The 20,425-nt window shown below is 36.9% G+C and carries 23 protein-coding genes and 1 pseudogene; 1 reads left to right on the top strand and 23 read right to left on the bottom strand.

Translation table 11 applies throughout. The annotated features are described in order from the left end of the window. Positions 1-81: 81 nt before the first annotated feature. The 19 genes from BK579_RS12175 to BK579_RS12085 form a co-directional block, all read right to left on the bottom strand. Positions 82-975 (bottom strand): polyprenyl synthetase family protein, encoded by an 894-nt coding sequence (locus BK579_RS12175; protein ID WP_078545833.1) that lies wholly within the window; start codon positions 973-975, stop codon positions 82-84. Continuing rightward, positions 976-1,209 carry an exodeoxyribonuclease VII small subunit gene (locus BK579_RS12170; protein ID WP_078545831.1) on the bottom strand — a complete coding sequence of 78 codons (234 nt, stop codon included), beginning with the start codon at positions 1,207-1,209 and terminating at the stop codon, positions 976-978. It abuts the gene before it with no gap. Further along, positions 1,202-2,560, bottom strand: a complete 1,359-nt coding sequence (gene xseA, locus BK579_RS12165; RefSeq protein ID WP_078545829.1) for an exodeoxyribonuclease VII large subunit — start codon at positions 2,558-2,560, stop codon at positions 1,202-1,204. Before xseA ends, BK579_RS12170 begins: the two co-directional genes overlap by 8 nt. Positions 2,561-2,592: 32 nt before the next feature. After that, entirely contained in the window at positions 2,593-2,982 is a 390-nt protein-coding gene (gene nusB / locus BK579_RS12160; RefSeq protein WP_078545827.1) for a transcription antitermination factor NusB, read from the bottom strand. A 399-nt stretch (positions 2,983-3,381) separates the two neighbouring features. Continuing rightward, positions 3,382-3,789: an Asp23/Gls24 family envelope stress response protein gene (locus tag BK579_RS12155; RefSeq protein WP_078545825.1), complete on the bottom strand. Its 408-nt coding sequence runs from the start codon at positions 3,787-3,789 to the stop codon at positions 3,382-3,384. Between the two features lie 22 nt (positions 3,790-3,811). Next, a complete protein-coding gene (gene accC / locus BK579_RS12150; protein ID WP_078545823.1) occupies positions 3,812-5,164 on the bottom strand; it encodes an acetyl-CoA carboxylase biotin carboxylase subunit in 1,353 nt (450 codons plus the stop codon). 15 nt (positions 5,165-5,179) lie between these two features. Further along, the gene (accB, locus tag BK579_RS12145) at positions 5,180-5,659 is read right to left on the bottom strand and encodes an acetyl-CoA carboxylase biotin carboxyl carrier protein (protein WP_078545821.1); all 480 of its coding nucleotides are present in this window, start codon (positions 5,657-5,659) and stop codon (positions 5,180-5,182) included. A 395-nt stretch (positions 5,660-6,054) separates the two neighbouring features. Further along, positions 6,055-6,666 carry a SpoIIIAH-like family protein gene (locus BK579_RS12140; RefSeq protein WP_078545819.1) on the bottom strand — a complete coding sequence of 204 codons (612 nt, stop codon included), beginning with the start codon at positions 6,664-6,666 and terminating at the stop codon, positions 6,055-6,057. Between the two features lies 1 nt (position 6,667). Next, positions 6,668-7,342 (bottom strand): stage III sporulation protein AG, encoded by a 675-nt coding sequence (spoIIIAG, locus tag BK579_RS12135; RefSeq protein WP_078545818.1) that lies wholly within the window; start codon positions 7,340-7,342, stop codon positions 6,668-6,670. Between the two features lie 3 nt (positions 7,343-7,345). Next, positions 7,346-7,969, bottom strand: coding sequence for a stage III sporulation protein AF (gene spoIIIAF, locus BK579_RS12130; RefSeq protein WP_078545817.1), 624 nt, complete (start codon positions 7,967-7,969; stop codon positions 7,346-7,348). Positions 7,970-8,006: 37 nt separating this feature from the next. Beyond that, the gene (spoIIIAE, locus tag BK579_RS12125; RefSeq protein WP_078545816.1) at positions 8,007-9,176 is read right to left on the bottom strand and encodes a stage III sporulation protein AE; all 1,170 of its coding nucleotides are present in this window, start codon (positions 9,174-9,176) and stop codon (positions 8,007-8,009) included. Positions 9,177-9,198: 22 nt separating this feature from the next. After that, positions 9,199-9,588: a stage III sporulation protein AD gene (gene spoIIIAD / locus BK579_RS12120; RefSeq protein ID WP_268876556.1), complete on the bottom strand. Its 390-nt coding sequence runs from the start codon at positions 9,586-9,588 to the stop codon at positions 9,199-9,201. Positions 9,589-9,602: 14 nt separating this feature from the next. Continuing rightward, positions 9,603-9,809, bottom strand: coding sequence for a stage III sporulation protein AC (spoIIIAC, locus tag BK579_RS12115; RefSeq protein ID WP_078545814.1), 207 nt, complete (start codon positions 9,807-9,809; stop codon positions 9,603-9,605). Positions 9,810-9,829: 20 nt separating this feature from the next. Next, positions 9,830-10,342 (bottom strand): stage III sporulation protein SpoIIIAB, encoded by a 513-nt coding sequence (spoIIIAB, locus tag BK579_RS12110; RefSeq protein ID WP_204524712.1) that lies wholly within the window; start codon positions 10,340-10,342, stop codon positions 9,830-9,832. Beyond that, a complete protein-coding gene (gene spoIIIAA / locus BK579_RS12105; protein ID WP_078545812.1) occupies positions 10,342-11,271 on the bottom strand; it encodes a stage III sporulation protein AA in 930 nt (309 codons plus the stop codon). The genes spoIIIAB and spoIIIAA overlap by 1 nt, the downstream gene beginning before the upstream one ends. A gap of 188 nt (positions 11,272-11,459) precedes the next feature. Next, positions 11,460-11,741, bottom strand: coding sequence for a YqhV family protein (locus BK579_RS12100; RefSeq protein WP_078545811.1), 282 nt, complete (start codon positions 11,739-11,741; stop codon positions 11,460-11,462). Positions 11,742-11,975: 234 nt separating this feature from the next. Beyond that, positions 11,976-12,533, bottom strand: a complete 558-nt coding sequence (gene efp / locus BK579_RS12095; RefSeq protein WP_078545810.1) for an elongation factor P — start codon at positions 12,531-12,533, stop codon at positions 11,976-11,978. A gap of 258 nt (positions 12,534-12,791) precedes the next feature. Beyond that, positions 12,792-13,853, bottom strand: coding sequence for a M24 family metallopeptidase (locus BK579_RS12090; protein WP_078545809.1), 1,062 nt, complete (start codon positions 13,851-13,853; stop codon positions 12,792-12,794). A 145-nt stretch (positions 13,854-13,998) separates the two neighbouring features. Continuing rightward, a complete protein-coding gene (locus BK579_RS12085) occupies positions 13,999-14,517 on the bottom strand; it encodes a YqhR family membrane protein (RefSeq protein ID WP_235848416.1) in 519 nt (172 codons plus the stop codon). A 483-nt stretch (positions 14,518-15,000) separates the two neighbouring features. On the opposite strand from BK579_RS12085, the gene BK579_RS12080 reads away from it, so the two are divergent. Further along, the gene (locus BK579_RS12080; protein WP_078545808.1) at positions 15,001-15,408 is read left to right on the top strand and encodes an SA1362 family protein; all 408 of its coding nucleotides are present in this window, start codon (positions 15,001-15,003) and stop codon (positions 15,406-15,408) included. Between the two features lie 18 nt (positions 15,409-15,426). Here BK579_RS12080 and BK579_RS12075 read toward each other — a convergent pair whose 3' ends face one another. The 4 genes and pseudogenes from BK579_RS12075 to BK579_RS12060 form a co-directional block, all read right to left on the bottom strand. After that, the gene (locus tag BK579_RS12075; RefSeq protein ID WP_078545807.1) at positions 15,427-16,311 is read right to left on the bottom strand and encodes a patatin-like phospholipase family protein; all 885 of its coding nucleotides are present in this window, start codon (positions 16,309-16,311) and stop codon (positions 15,427-15,429) included. A 124-nt stretch (positions 16,312-16,435) separates the two neighbouring features. After that, entirely contained in the window at positions 16,436-17,461 is a 1,026-nt protein-coding gene (gene splB, locus BK579_RS12070; RefSeq protein WP_078545805.1) for a spore photoproduct lyase, read from the bottom strand. A 768-nt stretch (positions 17,462-18,229) separates the two neighbouring features. Continuing rightward, positions 18,230-19,348: pseudogene (locus tag BK579_RS12065) on the bottom strand (hypothetical protein); the annotation flags it as partial. A gap of 60 nt (positions 19,349-19,408) precedes the next feature. Continuing rightward, on the bottom strand, positions 19,409-20,341 hold the full coding sequence (locus tag BK579_RS12060) for a PDDEXK family nuclease (RefSeq protein ID WP_078545801.1): 933 nt from the start codon (positions 20,339-20,341) through the stop codon (positions 19,409-19,411). Positions 20,342-20,425: the final 84 nt, after the last annotated feature.

The following is a 20,425-nucleotide window of genomic DNA, read 5'->3' as shown; positions in this document are numbered from 1 at the left end:
CATAGCATTTTTTTACTTATCCGCCCCAAATTAGCTTAATCTTGAGAAGCTATGCATCTGTGCTAAACATCAAAAAAGTTACTATTTATTACGTGAAGCAACTAGCTGACATAAATAACCTAAAATTTCCGTATCAATACTCATATCAGATAAAATTAAATTAGCTTCGCTTATATGATACTCAAGCTTTAATTTCGCACCATCAAGTGTAAGTAATGAAGGATATGTATTTTTATCATTAAAAGTATCACTTCCAACAGGTTTTCCTATTTCATCCTGATTTCCTTCGATATCTAAAATATCATCGCGGATTTGAAAAGCTAAACCAAGGTGTAAGGCAAATTTTTCAAGCATATCTAACTGCTCACGATTTGCATTAGTCAGTAATCCTCCGGCAATAATACTATAAGCAAGTAATTTTCCTGTTTTATGCTTATGAATATATTCAAGCTCTTCAAGAGTTAATGATTCACCTTCACCTTCAATATCCGCAACTTGTCCTCCGACCATCCCTTCAGCCCCAGCAGCCTTTGCTAACTCAGCGATAAGCGCTAATTTAATAGTTGCATCAATCTCATCATCAACCATTTCAGAAATAAGCTGGAAGCTATAGGTAAGTAATGCATCTCCAGCTAGAATCGCGTTAGCTTCACCAAAGATAATATGGTTTGTTGGTTTACCTCTTCGTAAATCATCATCATCCATACTTGGTAAATCATCATGTATAAGAGAGTACGTATGAATCATTTCAATAGCACAAGCTACCGGGAGACCAATTTCTTCTCTTTTTCCGAATGCTTTTAATGTAGAAAAAAATAAAAGAGGTCTAATCCGTTTTCCCCCAGCTTCGAGTGAATAACTCATCGCATCCTTGAGAACATTTGGCGCATTTAATTTCTCTATAAAACCTGGCAAAGCTTGCTCTAATACTCGCTTTTGTTCGGATAAATATGTTTCTATCTCATTTACGTTCACCTATTCTTCCTCCTGAATCGTAAATGCTTCTAGTTTTCCATCTTCTTTCAATATTTGATCCATTTGTTTTTCAACATTTTGCAATTTGTCATGACAAAGCTTTGAAAGCTTCATCCCTTCTTGAAAATAATTTATCGCTTGCTCTAAAGGGACGTCTCCTTCTTCAAGCTTTGAAACAATATCCTCAAGCTTTTTCATGGCATCCTCAAAAGATACTTTTTCTTTATCACTCATTTATATGTCTCTCCTCTACCTTTAACACTTGACAATCTAATTGGCCATCCTGCAACCTTACTCGAACAGAATCACCTGCTTCAATTGTATTAACACTTTTCAGCAATGCTCCCTCTTGATCGTAAGCAAGGCTATATCCTCGTTCCATAATTTTCAATGGACTTAAAGCATTTAGCTTAGAAACGTTTGCTTGAAAGGTATGGTTATAATGCTTAAGTAAGTTTTTTATTTCTTTTTGCAAGACTTTTTCGACACTAAGCAACTGTTCATTTGCTTTCAAAAGTTTTTCTTCAGGATGCTGATACTTTAGACGAAGACTAAGAGTTTTATACAACTCTTGTTTATCTTTGATATTTCGGTATGATTCCACTAAGAATTTATCGTATATTCGATCTAGCTGTTGTTCTTTTTGAACATATAGATTTTTCGGGAATCTGAAAGCATATGATTTTTGCAAAGATTGTAGTCGGTCATGTTGTAGTGTAATCTTTTCTTTCATCGTTCGTAAAAGTCTAGCTTGCCTAACTGTGATTCTTTCAGCCAATTCTACAATATGAGGGACCGCTAGTTCTGCCGCTGCAGTTGGAGTTGGAGCTCGTAAATCTGCAACGAAATCTGCTATTGTAAAGTCAGTTTCATGACCAACCGCTGAAATGATCGGAATATCTGATTGAAAGATTGTTTTAGCAACAATTTCCTCATTGAAAGCCCATAGTTCCTCGATTGAGCCACCGCCCCGGCCAACAATTAACACATCAACATTATTCATCTGATTAGCTAAACTAATTGATTTAGCGATTGAGGCTGCTGCATTTGTTCCTTGAACAAGTGCAGGGAAAATAATAACCTTCCCAATCGGGTATCTTCTCTTAATGGTCGTAAGAATGTCTCGGACAGCTGCCCCTGTGGGCGACGTAATTACACCAATTGTTTCAGGATATAAGGGTAACGATTTTTTATATTTTTCATCAAATAAACCTTCACTCGCCAAGCGATTTTTCAGTTCTTCATATGCCAAATACAAATTTCCAATTCCATCCGGTTGCATTTCTTTGACATAAATTTGATAGCCACCTGCTGGTTCATATACTGTTACTTCTCCTCGGATAAGAACCTTCATTCCATCCTCTGGCTTAAATTGAATCGAACGATTTTGACTAGAAAACATGACTGCTTGTATACGTGCATTTTCGTCCTTAATCGTAAAATACATATGTCCACGACTATGTGATTTAAAGTTCGAAATTTCTCCCCGAATCCAAATATCTTGTAGGTGTGGATCATAATCAAATTTTCTTTTTATGTATTTAGTGAGCGCAGTCACAGTTAAATAACGTTTTGTATCACTCATTGTATTTCCCCTTTATGAGCCAAAAAGCGAGATTAATTCAGAGCTGTTGTAACCTTCGATAGAACTGCATTAATAAAACGTCCTGAACTATCGTCACCGAAAACCTTTGCAAGCTCTATTGCTTCGTCAATACTTACCTTTGGTGGGACTTCGTCTACATAATTCAACTCAAAAATTGCCATTCGTAGAATTGAACGGTCTACGTTAGCTACTCTCTCTAAGTTCCATTTTTCTAAGTTTTGACGTAATAGCGTATCGATTTCTTCTTTATGCTCTACGACTCCAAAAACGAGTTGATTTAAGAAATCATCGCCAGGTCCTTCTTCTAATACACTTTCGATCGCTTCTCTTGGGTCACTATCACCAACATCTATCTGAAATAATGCTTGAAGTGCTTTTTCTCTTGCTGTACGTCTTTTCATTTCTTTTTGCTCCTTTTAACTTCGACAATTATTTTACTTTTATCATAGCACATTTTTCTGGCGTAAGAAAATTTAGGCAAAAAAAAGTACCTGACGGTTTCGTTTATCATATCTTTTCCAAATAGATGAAAAGATATTGATTTACGATGGGGGTCAGGTACTTCTTTTGTAATTTACACTAATTACTTAGTTTAGAGAGTTCCATTCGCTCCGATCCACTCGCTTTCCGCGGGCGGGACGGTGAGCCTCCTCGTCGCAGGCTCCTGCGGGGTCTCACTTTGCCCCGTATATCCCGCAGGAGTCGAGTGGTTCTCCGCTCATTTCACACCAATTTAGCAAAACCATTCTTCTTCATGGTGCGAGTTTCAATAGTAGCTAGTTTTTAAAAATCTTTATTTATTACATTTCTTGGTCGTATGGTACTTCTTGTTTTTGGTTTTCGAATACGACTGCGACGACGTGGATGTTTACTTCGTCCACTTCTAGAGCTGTCATGTTAAGTAGTGCTTGACGAATGTTGTCTTGGATTTTTTGGGCAACGTTTGGAATAGAAACTCCGAAGTTCATTGCACAAAAAACATCTACGATGACACCAGTTTCAGTTAATTCAACCTTTACACCTTTTCCGTGATTCTTTTTGCCAAGACGCTCTACTACACCAGCAGCAAAGTTCCCTTTCATTTGAGCGACTCCCTCTACTTCAGAAGCAGCAATCCCTGCAATAACTTCAATGACCTCTGGTGCAATCTCTACTTTACCAAGACTATTATTCCCTTGATTCATTTCTAAAATATTGTTTTCTGACATTAAAAGCACCTCCGTTTATAGTTTACGGCTTCATTACCTCATATAATTCAAGAAACTTTGTATTAAAATGGCCATCTACAAATTTTTCGTGCTCCATTAATTTCAAATGGAATGGGATTGTCGTATGAATCCCCTCAATCACAAACTCACTCAATGCTCTTTTCATCCTTGATATTGCTTCTTCCCTAGTTGCTCCATATGTAATCAATTTAGCAATCATTGAATCATAATAAGGAGGAATTGTGTAACCTGGATAAGCAGCAGAATCCACTCGAACACCTAATCCACCAGGTGGTAGGTACATATTTATTTTACCAGGAGAAGGCATAAAATTCTTCTCTGGATTTTCAGCATTAATCCTACATTCAATTGACCATCCATTAAATTGAACATCTTCCTGCTTAAGCGAAAGTGTTTGACCTGAAGCAACCTTAATTTGCTCTTTAATCAAATCCACACCAGTCACCATTTCTGTAACAGGGTGCTCAACCTGAATTCTCGTATTCATTTCCATGAAGTAAAATGAATCTTCATTATGGTCATAAATGAATTCAATGGTTCCTGCACCAGAATAATTAACAGCCTGCGCAGCTTTAACAGCAGCATCTCCCATTTTCGCACGAGTGTTTTCATTTAATGCTGGAGAAGGTGTTTCTTCGACTAATTTTTGAAGTCGACGTTGAATCGTGCAATCACGCTCTCCTAAATGAATCACATTCCCATGGTTGTCTGCAAGTACTTGGATTTCAACGTGACGGAAATCTTGAATATATTTTTCAAGATAAACACCCGGATTACCAAACGCTGTAGCAGCTTCCTGTTGAGTAATGTTAATTCCTTTTACTAATTCTTGTTCATTCTTAGCAACGCGGATTCCTTTACCTCCACCACCAGCAGTCGCTTTAATGATAACAGGATATCCGATTTGATTTGCTAATTCAACAGCTGCCTTCGCATCTTCAACAATTCCTTGAGATCCAGGAACAATCGGAACACCTGCTTCACGCATCGTCTCTCTAGCGATATCCTTTGTCCCCATCTTCGAGATTGCCTCAGGGCTTGGACCGACAAAGATAATATTACATTCACGGCAAAGCTCTGCAAAATCAGCATTCTCAGCAAGGAATCCATATCCCGGGTGAATTGCTTCACTTTCAGTTAACTTTGCAACACTGATAATATTAGTAAAATTCAAATAACTATCCTTTGATGCCTTAGGACCGATACAATACGCCTCATCAGCTAGCTGGACATGCAATGACTCACGGTCTGCCTCAGAGAAAACTGCGACAGTTTCAATACCAAGCTCTCGGCATGCTCTGATGATCCGTACAGCGATTTCTCCTCTGTTCGCAATTAATAACTTTTTAATCATAGGTTTCGCTCCTTACTAGGCCTTCACTAAGAATAAAGGTTGTCCGTATTCGACTAGTTGTCCATTTTCAACCAATATCTCAACAACTTCACCAGTTACTTCAGCTTCAATTTCGTTAAATAGTTTCATCGCTTCAACAATACAAACAACTGTATCTGCTTTTACCTTGTCCCCTACATTTACATATAGAGGTGCATCAGGTGATGACGCAGAATAGAATGTTCCTACCATTGGTGAAGTAATTTTATGTAAGTTATCTTGTGCTGTTTCAGCTGGTGCTTGTACGGCTTGTGCTGGTGTAGCAGGTGCAGCTTGTTGTACTGGCGGTGCTGCGACAGGTTGTGCAACTTGCTCTACGACACTTACTGCCTGAGGTGCAGCTTCCTTATGCTTTTTCATTTTTATTTTTGATCCTTCATACTCATACGAAAACTCATCAATATTCGATTGATCAATTAATTTAATTAACTCTCTGATTTCTTGTACTTTTAACATGATCTTACACTCCTTATTGTTAGAGAATAGACCCCAAAACATTTTATCCTCTATGGGTATCATCATAAGTGGTCATACCACTCCATCATACTTCATTTTTTAAGAAATTACTATTAAAAAGTTTATCTGTTAGTATTAGTACCACATACTAACATGATACGATAGAGTGGCTCTGCATTCAATAGGACCCCAGGACATTTCTTAGTTTGAGTCGATTATATCATAATAGTAAAGCGTTATCATTCTCTAAGTGATAAGGTTTTGGATTCAATTTTCGAACTAGAACTCATTTGAATTTTATTATCTTAATAATCCTTATATCTATAAATTCTTCTTCAAAAAGAGCGTATCCGCTTTAACACGGATACGCCTCTCGTTAGAATGTGAAATCATTATTACTTAACATCAAATGATACGGTAACATTTTGTAATCCGTCGATCTCATTACGTACAAGACGCATGATTTCGTTCGCATCAGCTGCTGAGCTTTCTTTACCTTTCACTGTAACCTTCACTTCATTACCATCTGCTCGAACTAGAGCGTCATCATACCCTCTGCCTTTAATTAAGATTTCCAGGAATGATTCTGTTGACGCAACTGCATCTAGCTCTCTCATTTCTTCATATGCCGCATTTTTTTCTTCAGCAGTTAAATCTTTAGAAACGATTCTAGCTTGTAACTCACTTTTCACCTTGCTTCGGTAGTCTTCAATTTCCATACGAAGTGCTGTGAATAACTCATCACTTTCAACATGAGAAATCATGCTTCCATCTTCTGCTTCCTCAAGAGATACATCAACGCCTTCTTCTGCTGCAGCTTCGTCATTTGCAGCCTCGTCCTTTGCAGTCGCTCCTGTTTCTGTATCAGCGCCTTCTTCATTAACACCTTCTGAATCGAATGCTACATTTTCATTTGTTACATCTGGTGATGTAATATAATAAACTGACAATACCACTACTAAACTTAACATTGTTAATAACCAAACTGTTTGCTTTTTTAATAACATCTTATGAATCCCCCTTAGATTTTTTAGGCATTACTGCAACCTTATGGACTGGAACATCAAGTCCCTTTGTTACAGCTTCTAGTACCATTTGTTTTATTTTAATGTTGTCAGCACCATGAGCAACAACAAGAACGCTTCTTATCACTGGTTTCTCAATCTTAATGACAATCGGCTCTTCACTGTTGTCCTTCCTGATAATGACAACTTGTTCATCTACTGATGAGTCCTCAACCTTTCTTTCACCGCCATTTGGATCCTTTTCATTGGTCGTTTGGCTTTGGGTGATCGAATTTTTCTCGAGAACTTTTGTTTCAGTTGCATCCACATTAACGACAACTGTCACATCACTAACACCTATAATTGTTTCTAATGCTTCTTTTAAGTCATTTTCGTATTTGTTCTCATATTCAGAGATTGCTAGAGACTCTACAGAATCCTTCTGTCCAAATGTCTCCTCAACATCTTCAGCAGCACTTTCCTTGAAAACTGGAATTGATGATTGAGTAGTTGTGCCATTTGAAAAAAGATTACCCACCAACATAAAGACAATTCCAGCTGCTAAAACGATTAAAAGATATTTGTTCTTTTTCGTCTTTTTATCAGGCGGATTCTCATCTGATGGAAAGAACATTTGTTTAATAGATTCTAAGAATCCTTTATTCTTATCTTTATCCATTGCCTACTCTTTCCCTCCTTCCACAGTAACTTCTATCATTTCTGTGTGAATTTCCCATTCAGTAGATAAATAAGTAATAATAGGTTTGACATTCATTCCTTGATCCTCTTGCTTAGGCTGTTTGGAGGTATCAATAACTACTGGTTTTACCACTGGGATTTCATTTGACTCATTTAATTTTTCTGTTAAGATGACTTGAATAGAGGCGATATCATCAATAGTAGGCTCGGCATGTTCGATATCCTCTTTTAATGATAGAATGACTTCCTTTACCTCTAAATCATATTTCTCCATCAACTCCTCTTCCACTCGTGATTTCATTTGGACAGCCACTTGTTCTAAACTATATGCACGAGTTGAGGCTTGTATTTCTTTTTTTTTCATTTCTATCAAATTTTCCATATTTTTTTCATCATTTACAGGTGAAATGTTGATCGAAGCAACTATATTTTCAAAATCCTTTGATAAAATATTAAATAATGGCGTTAAAATAATGACAATCAGAATGAGCCCTGTCACCATCTTTACATATTTTTGCATGCTAGAATTTGGGAGTAGCATATCAATGATGGTTGCAAGCAAGATGAATAATATGATGTTTGTGATCCATTCTGTTAAGAAGCTCAAAACAAATCCCTCCCCTCAACGTTTCGTTAAACCAGACTCACCTGACCATCATAGTGAGATTACCAGCAGCTATAATGACTGTTATACTTAAGAAAAACATCAGTGACACAATTGCTAGTGCAGCAAAAATATAAATCACACTCTTACTAATTACATCCAAACAAGCGATAACCGGACCTCCACCAATAGGCTGGAGTAGTGCCGCTGCAACCTTATAGATAATGGCAAGCGACAAGACCTTTAATGCAGGAAATGCAGCAAGTAATAGTAATATAATCACCCCGACTATGCCTACCGTATTTTTCAATAGTACTGAGGCACTAATCACTGTATCCGTTGCATCCGTAAACATTCTTCCTACTACAGGAACAAAATTACCTGTGATAAATTTAGCTGTTCGGATTGTAATGCCATCTGCCACTGCCGAGGATGCGCCCTGGACAGAGATAACTCCAAGGAAAATCGTCAAAAATGCACCAAGTAAACCAATACTGACATTTCTAATTAACTGAGCGAGCTGTGTGACTTTGTAGTGCTCACTAATCGTGCTAACAATACTTAATAGTGCTGATAAAAATAAAAGTGGCAACACAACATATTGAATTAGCATCCCGCTCGTGTTCATTAAGAACAGAATCAATGGATGAAAAAATGCGGCCGAGGCTAGTCCACCTGATGAAGCGATCAGAGCGAGTAACAATGGGACTAGTGCCAGAATGAAGTTAGTCATGGTTGTAATAGCTTCCTCAGTGTACATAATCGCCATCCTAAAGGTATTTAAGGCGATAATAATTAAGACCATATAAACTAAAGCATATGCGACCTTGCTCACTGTACTTTTTTCAAAGGAATTTTGAAGTGTTTGTAAAAACGTACTAAAAATGGTTAACATGATAAGGGTGCTTAATAGCTTTCCATGGGCAATACATTCATAAAATAGGTATTTAAGAAAACCCAGCAACCATTCTTTTAAAGATAACTTTTTTTCACCACTGATAAAGTCAACTAATGATCCTTTCTGACTCTCTGGAAGAACTCCCCCATATTCTGTGGTGACTTTTTCCCAATATAGTTTGATTTCATCAAGACCCAGGTTTTCAATTTGTTCATGAACGAGACTCTGTTCTTGGGGAGAAGCTTGTACGACATGAGGTATGAATAATAGAGTGATCGATACAACTAAAAAAAAGACGGCTTTGCGATACATTGTTTCACCCCTCTAAAGGAACTTACCTTGGTATTAAACTAATTACAGTCTCAATAATGACAGTTAAGATTGGGATAGCCATTGCTAAAATGAGAATTTTACCGCCTAATTCAATTTTTGAAGCAATCGCACCTTGTCCAGCATCTTTGGTGATTTGTGCACCAAATTCTGCGATATAAGCAATCCCAATAATTTTTAAGATTGTCTCTACATAGACCATATTCACATTGGCATTGACAGCTATTCGCTCAAGCATTCTAATAATTTCAGAGATTTGATCGACTAAAAAAAGAAAAATAACACATCCAACAAAAACAACAAGCATAAACGCAAATGTTGGCTTTTGCTCCTTGATGATCAGAGCGAGGAAGGTCGCGACTAACCCTAATCCTACAATTTGAATAATTTCAATGACTAAAACCCCCTTTAGCCTTGAAAAAGGAAGACCGACTTAATTTTTTCAAACAAATCCTCTACGATTGTCGCAACCATAAATAAAATATAGATAAACCCAAGTAATGTTACCCACTGGGCATATTCCTTTTTACCCATCTGATCTAATATAGTGTGGAGAAATGCAACAACGATTCCTACACCAGCAATTTGAAAAATGACATTTACATCGACTCCCACTCGCTTCTCCCCCTATTTACCTACATCAGTAAAATGATCAATAATAACCCTGATAAAAACCCTAAGCTTTTGATCATTTTTTCATATTTCGCTTGTTTTTCCCGTGCGTCATATTCCTCCCGCTCTAGATGCGTGAGAGCCAGAAGTATATGTTTTTGCTGTGAAACTCGGTCACTTTGTCCAAGCGTTTCGCCAAATTGCTTTAAGATCTCATATTCACCCTGCTTAAAAGCAGTTAATTTCCATATGTCGTTCATACTATCTTCCCAAGCCGTCCTGACCATTAATTCTCCACTTCGAAGTTTTTTGCTAAATACGTCAAAAAACCACGATAAAGGTTTCGGTACTTGGCGAGAAAGATTTGAAGCTGCTTCATCAAGCGGTATATGACCATACATAATTTCGGCTTCTAGTGATTTTAATGCTGTTCGTAAATATCGCAATTGACGCGGTCGTTCATTTAAGTGCTTGGAAATCTCAAACCCAATCCATGTCGAGGCAGCCAAGATAAAAATAGCACCAAGGATTTTCATCAATAGGTCACTCTCTCTATTTTTGAATGTATTTCTTTTCCATGCTGATTTAAGACGGCTCTAATCGTTCCTGGTCCACTTGTACGAGTTAGTTCAATAAACCTCTCAAAAACTCCTATCTCGAGCAGCGGTTTCAAGGTCGGACGCTTATAAAGATCCGCTAATTTTTCTCCATGAACAGTTATCATTAAAGATACACCAGCATTAACAGCTTCAAGAATCGCTTCACTATCCTCTTGTCGGCCAATCTCATCGACGACCAACACCTCTGGGCTCATCGAACGAATCATCATCATCATGCCCTCTGCTTTTGGGCAGGCATCTAAAACATCGACCCTTGGCCCAAGTGTCTGTTGTGGAATTCCTTTTACACACCCAGCTATTTCCGATCTCTCATCAACAATTCCAACCTTGCTCGAAGGAACACCTACTAGCTCATCTCCTAAACTTATGATTCTAGCAATATCCCTCAACATGGTTGTCTTTCCTGTTTGAGGCGGACCAATAATAATAGTATTCAACCACTTATTCTTATACAAAAGTGGTGCAACAGGAGCAGCAATCCCTATTTTTTGTTTTGCAATCCGTATATTAAAGGAAGTGATATCTCTGATTGCCTTTACCTTCCCTTGCTCTGTAATTACTTTTCCAGCTAGTCCTACACGATGACCGCCTTGAACCGTGATATAACCTCTTTTAAGCTCTTCCTCTAAAGCGTAAATAGAGTACTGACTCAAGCGATTAAGCAGCTGAATTCCTTCTTCAGCAGTAACAATATGACTCTGAAAGTGCGGATTTCCTGCAACCACAAGTTCGACAGGCCTTGAAACTCGTATTCTTATTTCTTCAATCTTTTCCTTTAAAGAAGGAGGATAGCTTCGTATAATCTCTGCAATGGTTGCTGGTAATAAATCGACAATTTCTTGCATGGTTCATTCCTCCATTAACCCATTCTTTGTACCTTTGCTAAAATAAATTCTAGTAAATTTCGATAGACTCTTATTTCAATGTATGCAGGCTTGACCACTTTATGCCTCATAAAATAAGGCACTTTTCATAAATTGGCTGCTGTGCGAAAAGCAACAACGTTTAAGAAACAGCTTAAATACAACTAAAACTATTTATAAATTCCAAATAAAATAAAGCCAACTCCTAACGCAACAAAAAAGAGTTTTGAAAATGATAGATCATCAGCAATACTAAGCAGTCCAATCGCCATCGTTGTAATTAAGATCACTGGACCAACTACCGCTAATAACGCGTTGATAGCAATTGCTTTTTTGACATCATTAAATACCAGCATTAAAATTGCTGCAGTTAATTCGATCGAGGCCGAAAGAATACGCAGTCCCGCCATTGATAGTACACTTGTTTCTATTAAAGATAGCCATCTTCTCATGTAAGATCCTCCAAAACCTGTTGAAAGTTTTTATTTGTACAACCTATGCAGTGGATCCGTTTTTAAGAAGTGAAAAATTTTGTATGGTTGATAAATGGAAGTTAACCTTAGCTTTAAAATTGGGAATATTTTTTGGATGGTCGTCATTTCATTTGTGGGATTGACCGTCATTGCGTGGAGATTACACAAAAAAGAACCTACTCAACGGAATAGGTTCTTTTATCGGAATTATGATTAAGCTCTAGAAACGTAAGATGCTTCAGTTGTGTTAATAATTAACACATCACCTTCATTAATAAAGAATGGTACTTGAACAGATAAACCAGTTTCTAAAATCGCTGGCTTTGTTCCACCTGAAGCAGTATCACCTTTGATTCCTGGCTCCGTTTCTGCTACTTTTAATTCCACTGTATTTGGTAGTTCAACACCTAGTGTTTCATGGCCGAAAGTCATAATCTGAACTTCCATGTTTTCTTTCAAGAACTTTAGCTCATACTCAATTGCTGATGCTGGGAGTTCAATTTGCTCATATGATAGATTATCCATGAATACATGCATTTCACCATTTGCGTATAGATATTGCATTTTGCGGTTTTCGATTTGTGCTTTTGCTACTTTTTCACCAGCACGGAAAGTTTTTTCTTGTACAGCACCTGTACGAAGGTTACGAAGCTTTGAGCGAACAAATGCAGCACCTTTACCTGGTTTAACGTGCTGGAAGTCCATTACTCTCCAAATGCCTCCGTCTACTTCAATTGTTAATCCTGTACGAAAATCGTTAACTGAAATCATGTAAAAAAATCCTCCTAAAATATAAATCCGTTTTTGAGATTGGCTATCTTAAATAACTTAGGTTGGGAAGTTCCAATCGCTGCGACCCATGCCCTTCCCGCGGGCGGCGTGGGGAGTCTCCTCGTCGCAGGCTCCTGTGGGGTCTCCCCTACACCATATATCCCGCAGGAGTGGCATGGCTCTCCGCTCATTCCACACTGAGAATGTAAACTCGTTTCATGTTCCATGGTTTAAACTTAAATAGTATAGATATACATTTTATAAAATGATTAGTTCTTTAGTAGAATATGTCAATGATTCGTTGCCATTTTCGGTAATGACTGTATCATCTTCGATTCGAACGCCACCAAGACCCGCTATGTAAATACCTGGTTCAACTGTGACAACCATTCCTGGTGTTAAGATCATATCAGATTTCACTGAAAGACCTGGTTGTTCATGTACTTCCATACCTAACCCATGACCTGTTGAATGGCCAAAATATTGTCCATAACCTTTTTCGGTAATGTAATCACGTGTTAATGCATCAGCTTGCTTCCCTGTTAACCCAGGTTTGATGCCATCCATACCACGCAATTGTGCTTCAAGAACAATATTGTAAATGTTTTTCAATTCGTCACTTGGTGTTCCAACTGCAAGAGTTCTTGTGATATCAGAGCAATAACCTTTATAATATGCCCCGAAATCTAGCGTTACAAAGTCGCCTTTTTCAATGATTTTATCAGTCGCCACGCCGTGTGGCAATGCGGAGCGAACTCCTGATGCGACAATAATATCAAAAGAAGAAGATACTGCACCTTGTTTTCTCATAAAGAATTCTAGTTCATTTGATACATCTAACTCACTTATTCCTGGACGAATATATCCTAAAATATGTGTATATGCTGCATCTGCAATCTCAGCTGCTTCCTTTAATATCTTAATCTCTGATTCAGACTTAATCAAGCGTAACTTTTCAACCGCATTAGAAACTGGGACTAATTCAGCTTCCGTGGTATTGTTATATGAACTATAAGTCGAGAACGACAAGTCATCTTGCTCAAAACCAAGCTTCTTAATTCCCATATCTACAGCTTGTTTTGCAACCTCGTCTATAAGTTGACCAGTATGCTGAACGACTTCAAAACCTTCAATTTGCTCACTTGCTTGCTCAACATAACGGAAATCGGTAATAAATACTGATTTTGTCTCAGAAATTAGTACTACACCTGCTGTACCTGTGAAACCAGTCATATATCTTCTGTTATAACTGTTTGTAACAAGTAACCCGTCAATTCCATATTCCTTAAAGCCTTCACGTAATTTTTCAAGTTTCCCCATATTCTTCCCCCGCTTTTTCACAAAATAAAATATGTAAGTTAGGTTTTCATGTCTATTCTTTTAGCTTTATTATTTTAAAAAATAAAGAAAAAAATAGAATGTTCAATTAAGAACATTCTACCATAAAGAAGGATTGGTTGGGAAATTAGTCATCTATAGCAGCTACTTCCGATTCATGATTAAACTCATTAGCTTCAAAGGATATTGAGTACCCTATGAATACTCCATATAAAATATAAAAGCAAATCGTTGTTATATTTGTATTTCTTCCTAGTTCTGGGACTGATTGCAGATTTGGAAAAATAGGATTTAAAACAAAGAATACTAATGCCCATAATAGTAGACCAAAAGCCATCCCTACCCAAATCTTTTGAAACTTCCTTAGTAGTGCATAATATACAAGTGCAACTCCAATTGAAAGTACTCCGATCACTGCAATGCCGATAAATTGGCCAAGGACACGATTTTTCCAATCACCTATAGCCCAAGGCTGTAGAACAAGGTTTGGACTAATTTCTGTAAAGTTAAACACATAGGTTCCATAGTTCAAAAAGCTCCAAAATAGACCCCCGAATAATCCTATAATGACGACTTTCGTGATCATAGATAGATCTTCTGGTTTTTGATTTTGTTCTAAGTTAGGATTTTTCTTTTCTGCTTCCACACTAAACACCTCCGCTATTTATTATGTCCCTCATTTCTGCAATCTATTTATTTGGGAATAGCGGAGTTATTTTCCTTTTTAGAAATTGATGGATGATATATATTTTATCATCTTCATCTTTAATCCACTTAACAAGATAACTTGTTATATTTATAAACTTTTTTAACCAAGAGAGTTGAACAAGCCGAATACACTCTTAGTCCTAGCTATTAGAAGATCAAAATTTTATTCTGCTAGGTGTATGAAAGGAAATTGTTGGGTAAAATATGTAAAAAGCTATGATTCATCTAGAGGTTTATTCTGTTTTCTTGTAGAATATAAGTAGAGAAATCTCTTTTATTAGAGCTAAGAGTAAAATCCGCCCAGAAATAAGATTATTACCTGAAAAAAAAGCAAAAGAAGTACATAAAACGAAGAATTTTATGCAACAAGCTATTTGACGATTAATACAATAAGTAAAGAGGCAAATCGGAGGTGTTACTCATGAATCGTCGTTCAAACCTTTTTGTATATTCAATCATCACGTTAGGCGTCATTGGTATTCTTTATACATTATTTACACAACCTTCACGGCTACTAGTTCAGTTAGGATCCATTGTATTTTTTGGAGCTATTATCTTCCTTATTTACAAGATCTATATGAGACGTCGCCTTGGTGGAAGTGGGAATGACTATAGTGCATACAGACGTGCAGCCAAACAATCTAAGAGACGTTTCAATGAGCAAACCCAACAAAAACCAGTTTCTAAGGTTGTTGAGGGCAAAAAATTATCTTCAAGCCCTAAAAAAGCGTCACCACTTCAATCCGGAAAACGCAAAAAATCATCTCCCTCTCATTTAACTGTGATTGAAGGTAAAAAAGGCAAAAAGAAAAATCGAGCATTTTTTTAAATGCTTGATTTTTTTTGTTTAATAAGACCATTTTTTCAAGAATTGTTCAGTGCGTTCTTTCCCATGTTGGATTAATTTGTGTTTTTGCTCATCATCAAGATTGAACTCGGTTGTTAATCCCCCTTCAACGGGTATAAAGACAATATGATCTTCATGAACACGAGAGATATACTTAAGGTCATGCGCTTTCATCATCGTATCGAAAAGCGATGTAAATAACGAAATGGCATTATCTACTTTATGAACCGGTTGATTGTAAAAATTCGCTGACAATTTCACACCTAACACAGGCCGTTTTCGGCTATCTAATGCTTTTTCAAAAAGCCAAATCGGAAAATTACTTAACACACCTCCATCAACAATAAGGTGAGCACCCGTTCTTGGCTTTAATTTTACCGGTTCAAAGAAGTAAGGTAAACTACAACTCATTCGTACAGCTTTGGCAACCGAAAAAGAGGACGGATTTATACCATACCTCGGTAGATCATCAGGTAAAACAATTAAAGTTCCCATTGTTAAATTAGAGGCAACAAGTTTTAAGGAGTCTGGTGGTAAATCCCCAAAAGTAGCAATTCCTTTGGCTGATAGAAGAGCTTCTAGCCATTTTTCTAGTACCTCACCTCTATATAGTCCTAATCTTTTATATAAAAACAACCATTTCGCAAAAGGAATAGGAAGGAAGGTTTTCCTTGCATCTAAGAAGTCCTTCAACTCGATGGCATCCATAATTTTTTCTAGTTCTTCACTTGTATAGCCCGCTTTAATGAGAGCTGCAATGATTGCTCCAGCACTTGTTCCAGCTAAACATTTAAATTTAATTCCTTTTTCCTCGAGAGCTGCATAGGCGCCAATCAGTGCAAACCCTTTTATTCCCCCTCCAGAAAAAACCCCATCTATGTACAAGTGCTTTCCCTCCGATCGCTGTTGTCGGATAAAAACCGTCACCCTACATTCTTAAGCGTTAGAGAGATAAAATAGTACATTTTCGACACAAAAAAGAGAACAAATAGCTTGTTCCCTCTACTTTTTATGTGAAATACTGAACCTCTGCTTGTGGAAAAAATTCATGAATATATCTTTTAATTGTTGTTTCTATATCATTTGCTTCTTCGTCTTTGTAAACATATTTCCCAATTCCATATCTGCCCCACTTATATTTTCGTTTCGTTTCATCCATCTCGAGCTTTGTTTTCGGATACCGTTTTGCAATGACCTTTTTAGCAGGTTTGGTAAATCTATGCTGTATTAATTCAAAGGTTAAATTGTCTACATTTACACCCTTAAGTGAATTGTAAAGTCTTTCAAACAGCTCGAAATACCCTTCCTGCCAGTCTTCATGCATATATATCGGAGCAACTATAAAGCCAAGTGGATAATCTGCATTTGCAACCTTTCTAGCTGCTTCCAGGCGCTCATCAAAAGAAGATGTTCCTGGTTCAAAATTTTTAATGACATACCTTGAATTCACGCTAAAGCGGAACCTTGTTCTACCATTGTGCTTTGCATCAAGAAGATGATCAACATGATGGTATTTGGTCACAAACCTTAGTTGTCCAAAGTCCTTCTCTCCCATGAACTCAATGGTCTTTTTTAACGAATGAGTTAAGTGATCAATTCCGACGATATCAGATGTACAGGCAGCCTCAAATCGGGTGATTTCAGGCTCTCGCTCTTTCATATATTTATCTGCTTGCTCAAAAATATCTTCTAGATTCACATAAGTACGTATATAAGGCTTACTTCCTAATGTTGTTTGCAAATAGCAATAATGACAATGTCCCATACAGCCAGTGGCCAAAGGAATGGCATATTCAGCAGACGGTTTGGATGTATCAAATTTCAATGTTCGTCTTAATCCTACAACCAAGGTAGATTTTGCGTTTCGGTACTGCTGAAACTCATTATCACCAGGTATTCCTCGCACTTGATTATGTGAAGTTGTTTCTCTAATTTCAACCCCGAGATTCTCAAACTTATCTTTTAATTCTCTGCCAAGTGGATAATCTAATGCTTTAGGCTCAATGTACACAAGCTGTGGCATAAATGGTTCCATAAACTCACCTCATTTGAATGTCTACTAAGGCTTAGTATGGTCTAAAAAAAGGTTTAAAATTAAGTAATGCTTTCCATATGTGGGGTGAATAATAGGCAAAAAAACCCGTTACCTAATAGTAACGGATTCCGTTTTGGAGGCGAAGATGGATTTAACAATGGAAAATGCACAGTTAAAAAGCATATGATTTAAGATAAAGTGAAAAGGCTCGGAACGTTTTGCTTGTAACATTAATTCATCGTCCCATCCAGCTATAAAAAAGCGGAAACCCTGGACCAAGATGATGAAGGAATCGGCAGCATGCGCTGAAAAATAAAGGGAGAAATTTCCCTTATTTAGGAAATGGAACAGAAAATAGCTTAAATAGAGGTAAAATTTTCCGCTATCTACCTAAAAAACATGAAAATAGGGTGATTGCGCTTTGCTTAAAGGGAAAATTTCCCCTTAATTACCCCTATTCAAGCTATATTCACCACTATTAAGGGAAAATATGCCCTTATTTCAAGTACTCGTTTAATGATAAACCATCCTATGCTTTACATTTATTTTATTAGACAAATAACAAAGAAATCAAACACTGCATGATAATCATTATGCATCTGATAAATTTGCAAGCTAAAAGCGTGCGAATTTTAAGGATAAATCCCAATAAATCAAAACTTAAGAGTAAATGAAGAGACCAAATAGCTATGCTAATTGGTCTCCTTCATTTACTACTTGTATTGTTTCTTCCCGTCAACAACACCTAGTAACAGGATTTATTTTACCTTATAGACCACACTTCAACTGTGCACCACAGCTTGTACAAGTGTTACATCCTCCTAAATCTTCAACAGTACCTTCACGACAAACCGGACAAGTATTACCTACCTCAGATCCAATTGTTACGTTAGTAGAACGTAAGTCATTAATCGTATCAACTAGTACCACATGACTCTTTTTATTTTGGTTTACCTCTACTTCTTCTTCAAACGTATTTTCCTCAGCTTTTAGTGTAAGAACCTGTGCGTCACGACTTCCGTCAACGTAAACAGTTCCACCCTTAGCTCCACCTTTATAAAGACGCTCGTAAACAGCTTCAACTTGCTCTACAGTATATCCTTTTGGAGCATTAACTGTTTTACTAATTGAACTATCAATCCAGCGTTGGATAATACATTGAACATCAGCATGTGCTTCAGGTGCAAGCTCCATTGCTGACACAAACCAGCTCGGTAAGTTGTTTGGATCTACCTCAGGGTTTTTATCAAGGAATTCTTGAACGATATCTGCTTTTACTTCAATAAACTTACCTAAACGTCCGCTTCTGAAGTAAGAGAATGAGAAGTATGGTTCTAATCCTGTTGAAACTCCGACCATTGTTCCAGTGCTTCCCGTAGGAGCAACGGTTAATAAATGAGAGTTACGGATACCGAATTCTTTAATATCTTCTCTAATATCTTCAGGCATTTTTTGCATAAATCCAGTGTTAGTAAATGCATCACGAAGACGATTTGTTTCAGAGTCATTTTCGCCCACTAAGAATGGGAAGCTTCCCTTTTCTTTAGCAAGTTCAACTGATGCACGGTATGCAGTAGTTGCTATTGTTTCAAAAACTTCATCAACTAGTTTGTTTCCTTTTTCAGAACCATACTCTGTTTCACAGTATATTAGTAAATCATGTAGTCCCATTACACCAAGACCAACACGACGCTCACCAAGAGCTTGCTTTTTATTTGGCTCTAAGAAGTACGGAGTTGCATTAATAACGTTATCCTGCATTCTTACTCCGACTTCAACGGTTTTTCTAAGTTTTTCGAAATTAACTGTTTTTGTTTCTTTATTAGCCATTTCAGCTAAGTTTACAGCTGCAAGGTTACACACACTATATGGTGCGAGTGGTTGCTCCAATTTTGTTATCCTATCGGCTTTTTATCCAATAGTTCTTACAGTTTTATTCCTGTAAGTTCAGCATACATTTTCATTACACACATCTTTCATAAACTTTAAGAGTTCTTTTCTTCCTTGATCTTTTCCAAAAACTGATTTAGAGATAACCCTGAAGTCTTTAACTCTAAACTTCTTATGAATATCTACGATTAACGGTTGTAAAGTGGTTTTTATCTTGTTATATGGTGTATCTAGAATAAGGTCTGCATTTTTTAATGACCATTGTATAATAAATTCTTTAATAGCTTTATGATTTTCACTCCGACATTCCATATTTGTAAATTTGGCAGTTCTCACAGCAACTATTCCAGAGCAGTTTCGACTACAATATAGTTTCGGGGAGGAAATAATAACTTCGAATGGTTTGCTACACTCTTTACACATTCTGACCTCTCGAGGTTTTTTATATTTCCCCTTCTGCACTAAGCCAGATTTCCTTAGGCCCTCAATCATATTCTGTTTAGAAACACTGTCTGAAGCCCATAGTTTCTTAGTATGATTACCAATTTTCATTTTGGTATCAATGCTGTGTTTGAAATTAAAGTGACTATTTAACTCACCATAAGCTGCTTTATTTACGGTAGTGTCCTTTGAATTAATCCATTCTGTAATTGTTGAATTTAACGAGAATGGTAAGCTTTTGTAGAGCTCTAATAATTCCTCATAAGAGATCAATTCACAACTAATGTTGTACTTTTGAACAATGGCATTTAAAGCTTTTGTGGCTTGATCCTTAACATTCTTATCTCTAGATTTAATTTCCACTATCTTTATCAGTTTTTCGTCATCATAAAAGAAAAAATCAGGTTTATACTTTTTATATCCTAAATCAAATACTTCTTCTTCATAACCCCAAGGTATCAAATGAAAATCAAGGTATTTAGCATATGCATATTCATAAGAACTTCTTAAATAGTGACCTTTATAGAAACCTGCATATCCCCTATTCATATCTTATCACCTCATATTGTTACGAAAGTAAAAATTTAGGTTTATGTGTGTGTAATGTTGCGGTCTCGTGGGTGGATTATATTC

The sequence above is a fragment of the Litchfieldia alkalitelluris genome, assembly GCF_002019645.1.
GTDB lineage: Bacteria > Bacillota > Bacilli > Bacillales > Bacillaceae_L > Litchfieldia > Litchfieldia alkalitelluris.
The sequence above is the reverse complement of the archived record's forward strand: the minus strand, read 5'-3'. Positions and strand labels throughout refer to the sequence as shown.

Excerpts from the sequence above, each read along its gene's own strand:
- BK579_RS12170 (WP_078545831.1), bottom strand. The coding sequence starts at position 1,209 with ATGAGTGATAAAGAAAAAGTATCTTTTGAGGATGCCATGAAAAAGCTT.
- xseA (WP_078545829.1), bottom strand. The coding sequence starts at position 2,560 with ATGAGTGATACAAAACGTTATTTAACTGTGACTGCGCTCACTAAATAC.
- nusB (WP_078545827.1), bottom strand. The coding sequence starts at position 2,982 with ATGAAAAGACGTACAGCAAGAGAAAAAGCACTTCAAGCATTATTTCAG.
- BK579_RS12155 (WP_078545825.1), bottom strand. The coding sequence starts at position 3,789 with ATGTCAGAAAACAATATTTTAGAAATGAATCAAGGGAATAATAGTCTT.
- accC (WP_078545823.1), bottom strand. The coding sequence starts at position 5,164 with ATGATTAAAAAGTTATTAATTGCGAACAGAGGAGAAATCGCTGTACGG.
- accB (WP_078545821.1), bottom strand. The coding sequence starts at position 5,659 with ATGTTAAAAGTACAAGAAATCAGAGAGTTAATTAAATTAATTGATCAA.
- BK579_RS12140 (WP_078545819.1), bottom strand. The coding sequence starts at position 6,666 with ATGTTATTAAAAAAGCAAACAGTTTGGTTATTAACAATGTTAAGTTTA.
- spoIIIAG (WP_078545818.1), bottom strand. The coding sequence starts at position 7,342 with ATGGATAAAGATAAGAATAAAGGATTCTTAGAATCTATTAAACAAATG.
- spoIIIAE (WP_078545816.1), bottom strand. The coding sequence starts at position 9,176 with ATGTATCGCAAAGCCGTCTTTTTTTTAGTTGTATCGATCACTCTATTA.
- spoIIIAB (WP_204524712.1), bottom strand. The coding sequence starts at position 10,342 with ATGAAAATCCTTGGTGCTATTTTTATCTTGGCTGCCTCGACATGGATT.
- spoIIIAA (WP_078545812.1), bottom strand. The coding sequence starts at position 11,271 with ATGCAAGAAATTGTCGATTTATTACCAGCAACCATTGCAGAGATTATA.
- BK579_RS12100 (WP_078545811.1), bottom strand. The coding sequence starts at position 11,741 with ATGAGAAGATGGCTATCTTTAATAGAAACAAGTGTACTATCAATGGCG.
- efp (WP_078545810.1), bottom strand. The coding sequence starts at position 12,533 with ATGATTTCAGTTAACGATTTTCGTACAGGATTAACAATTGAAGTAGAC.
- BK579_RS12090 (WP_078545809.1), bottom strand. The coding sequence starts at position 13,853 with ATGGGGAAACTTGAAAAATTACGTGAAGGCTTTAAGGAATATGGAATT.
- BK579_RS12080 (WP_078545808.1), top strand. The coding sequence starts at position 15,001 with ATGAATCGTCGTTCAAACCTTTTTGTATATTCAATCATCACGTTAGGC.
- splB (WP_078545805.1), bottom strand. The coding sequence starts at position 17,461 with ATGGAACCATTTATGCCACAGCTTGTGTACATTGAGCCTAAAGCATTA.
- BK579_RS12060 (WP_078545801.1), bottom strand. The coding sequence starts at position 20,341 with ATGAATAGGGGATATGCAGGTTTCTATAAAGGTCACTATTTAAGAAGT.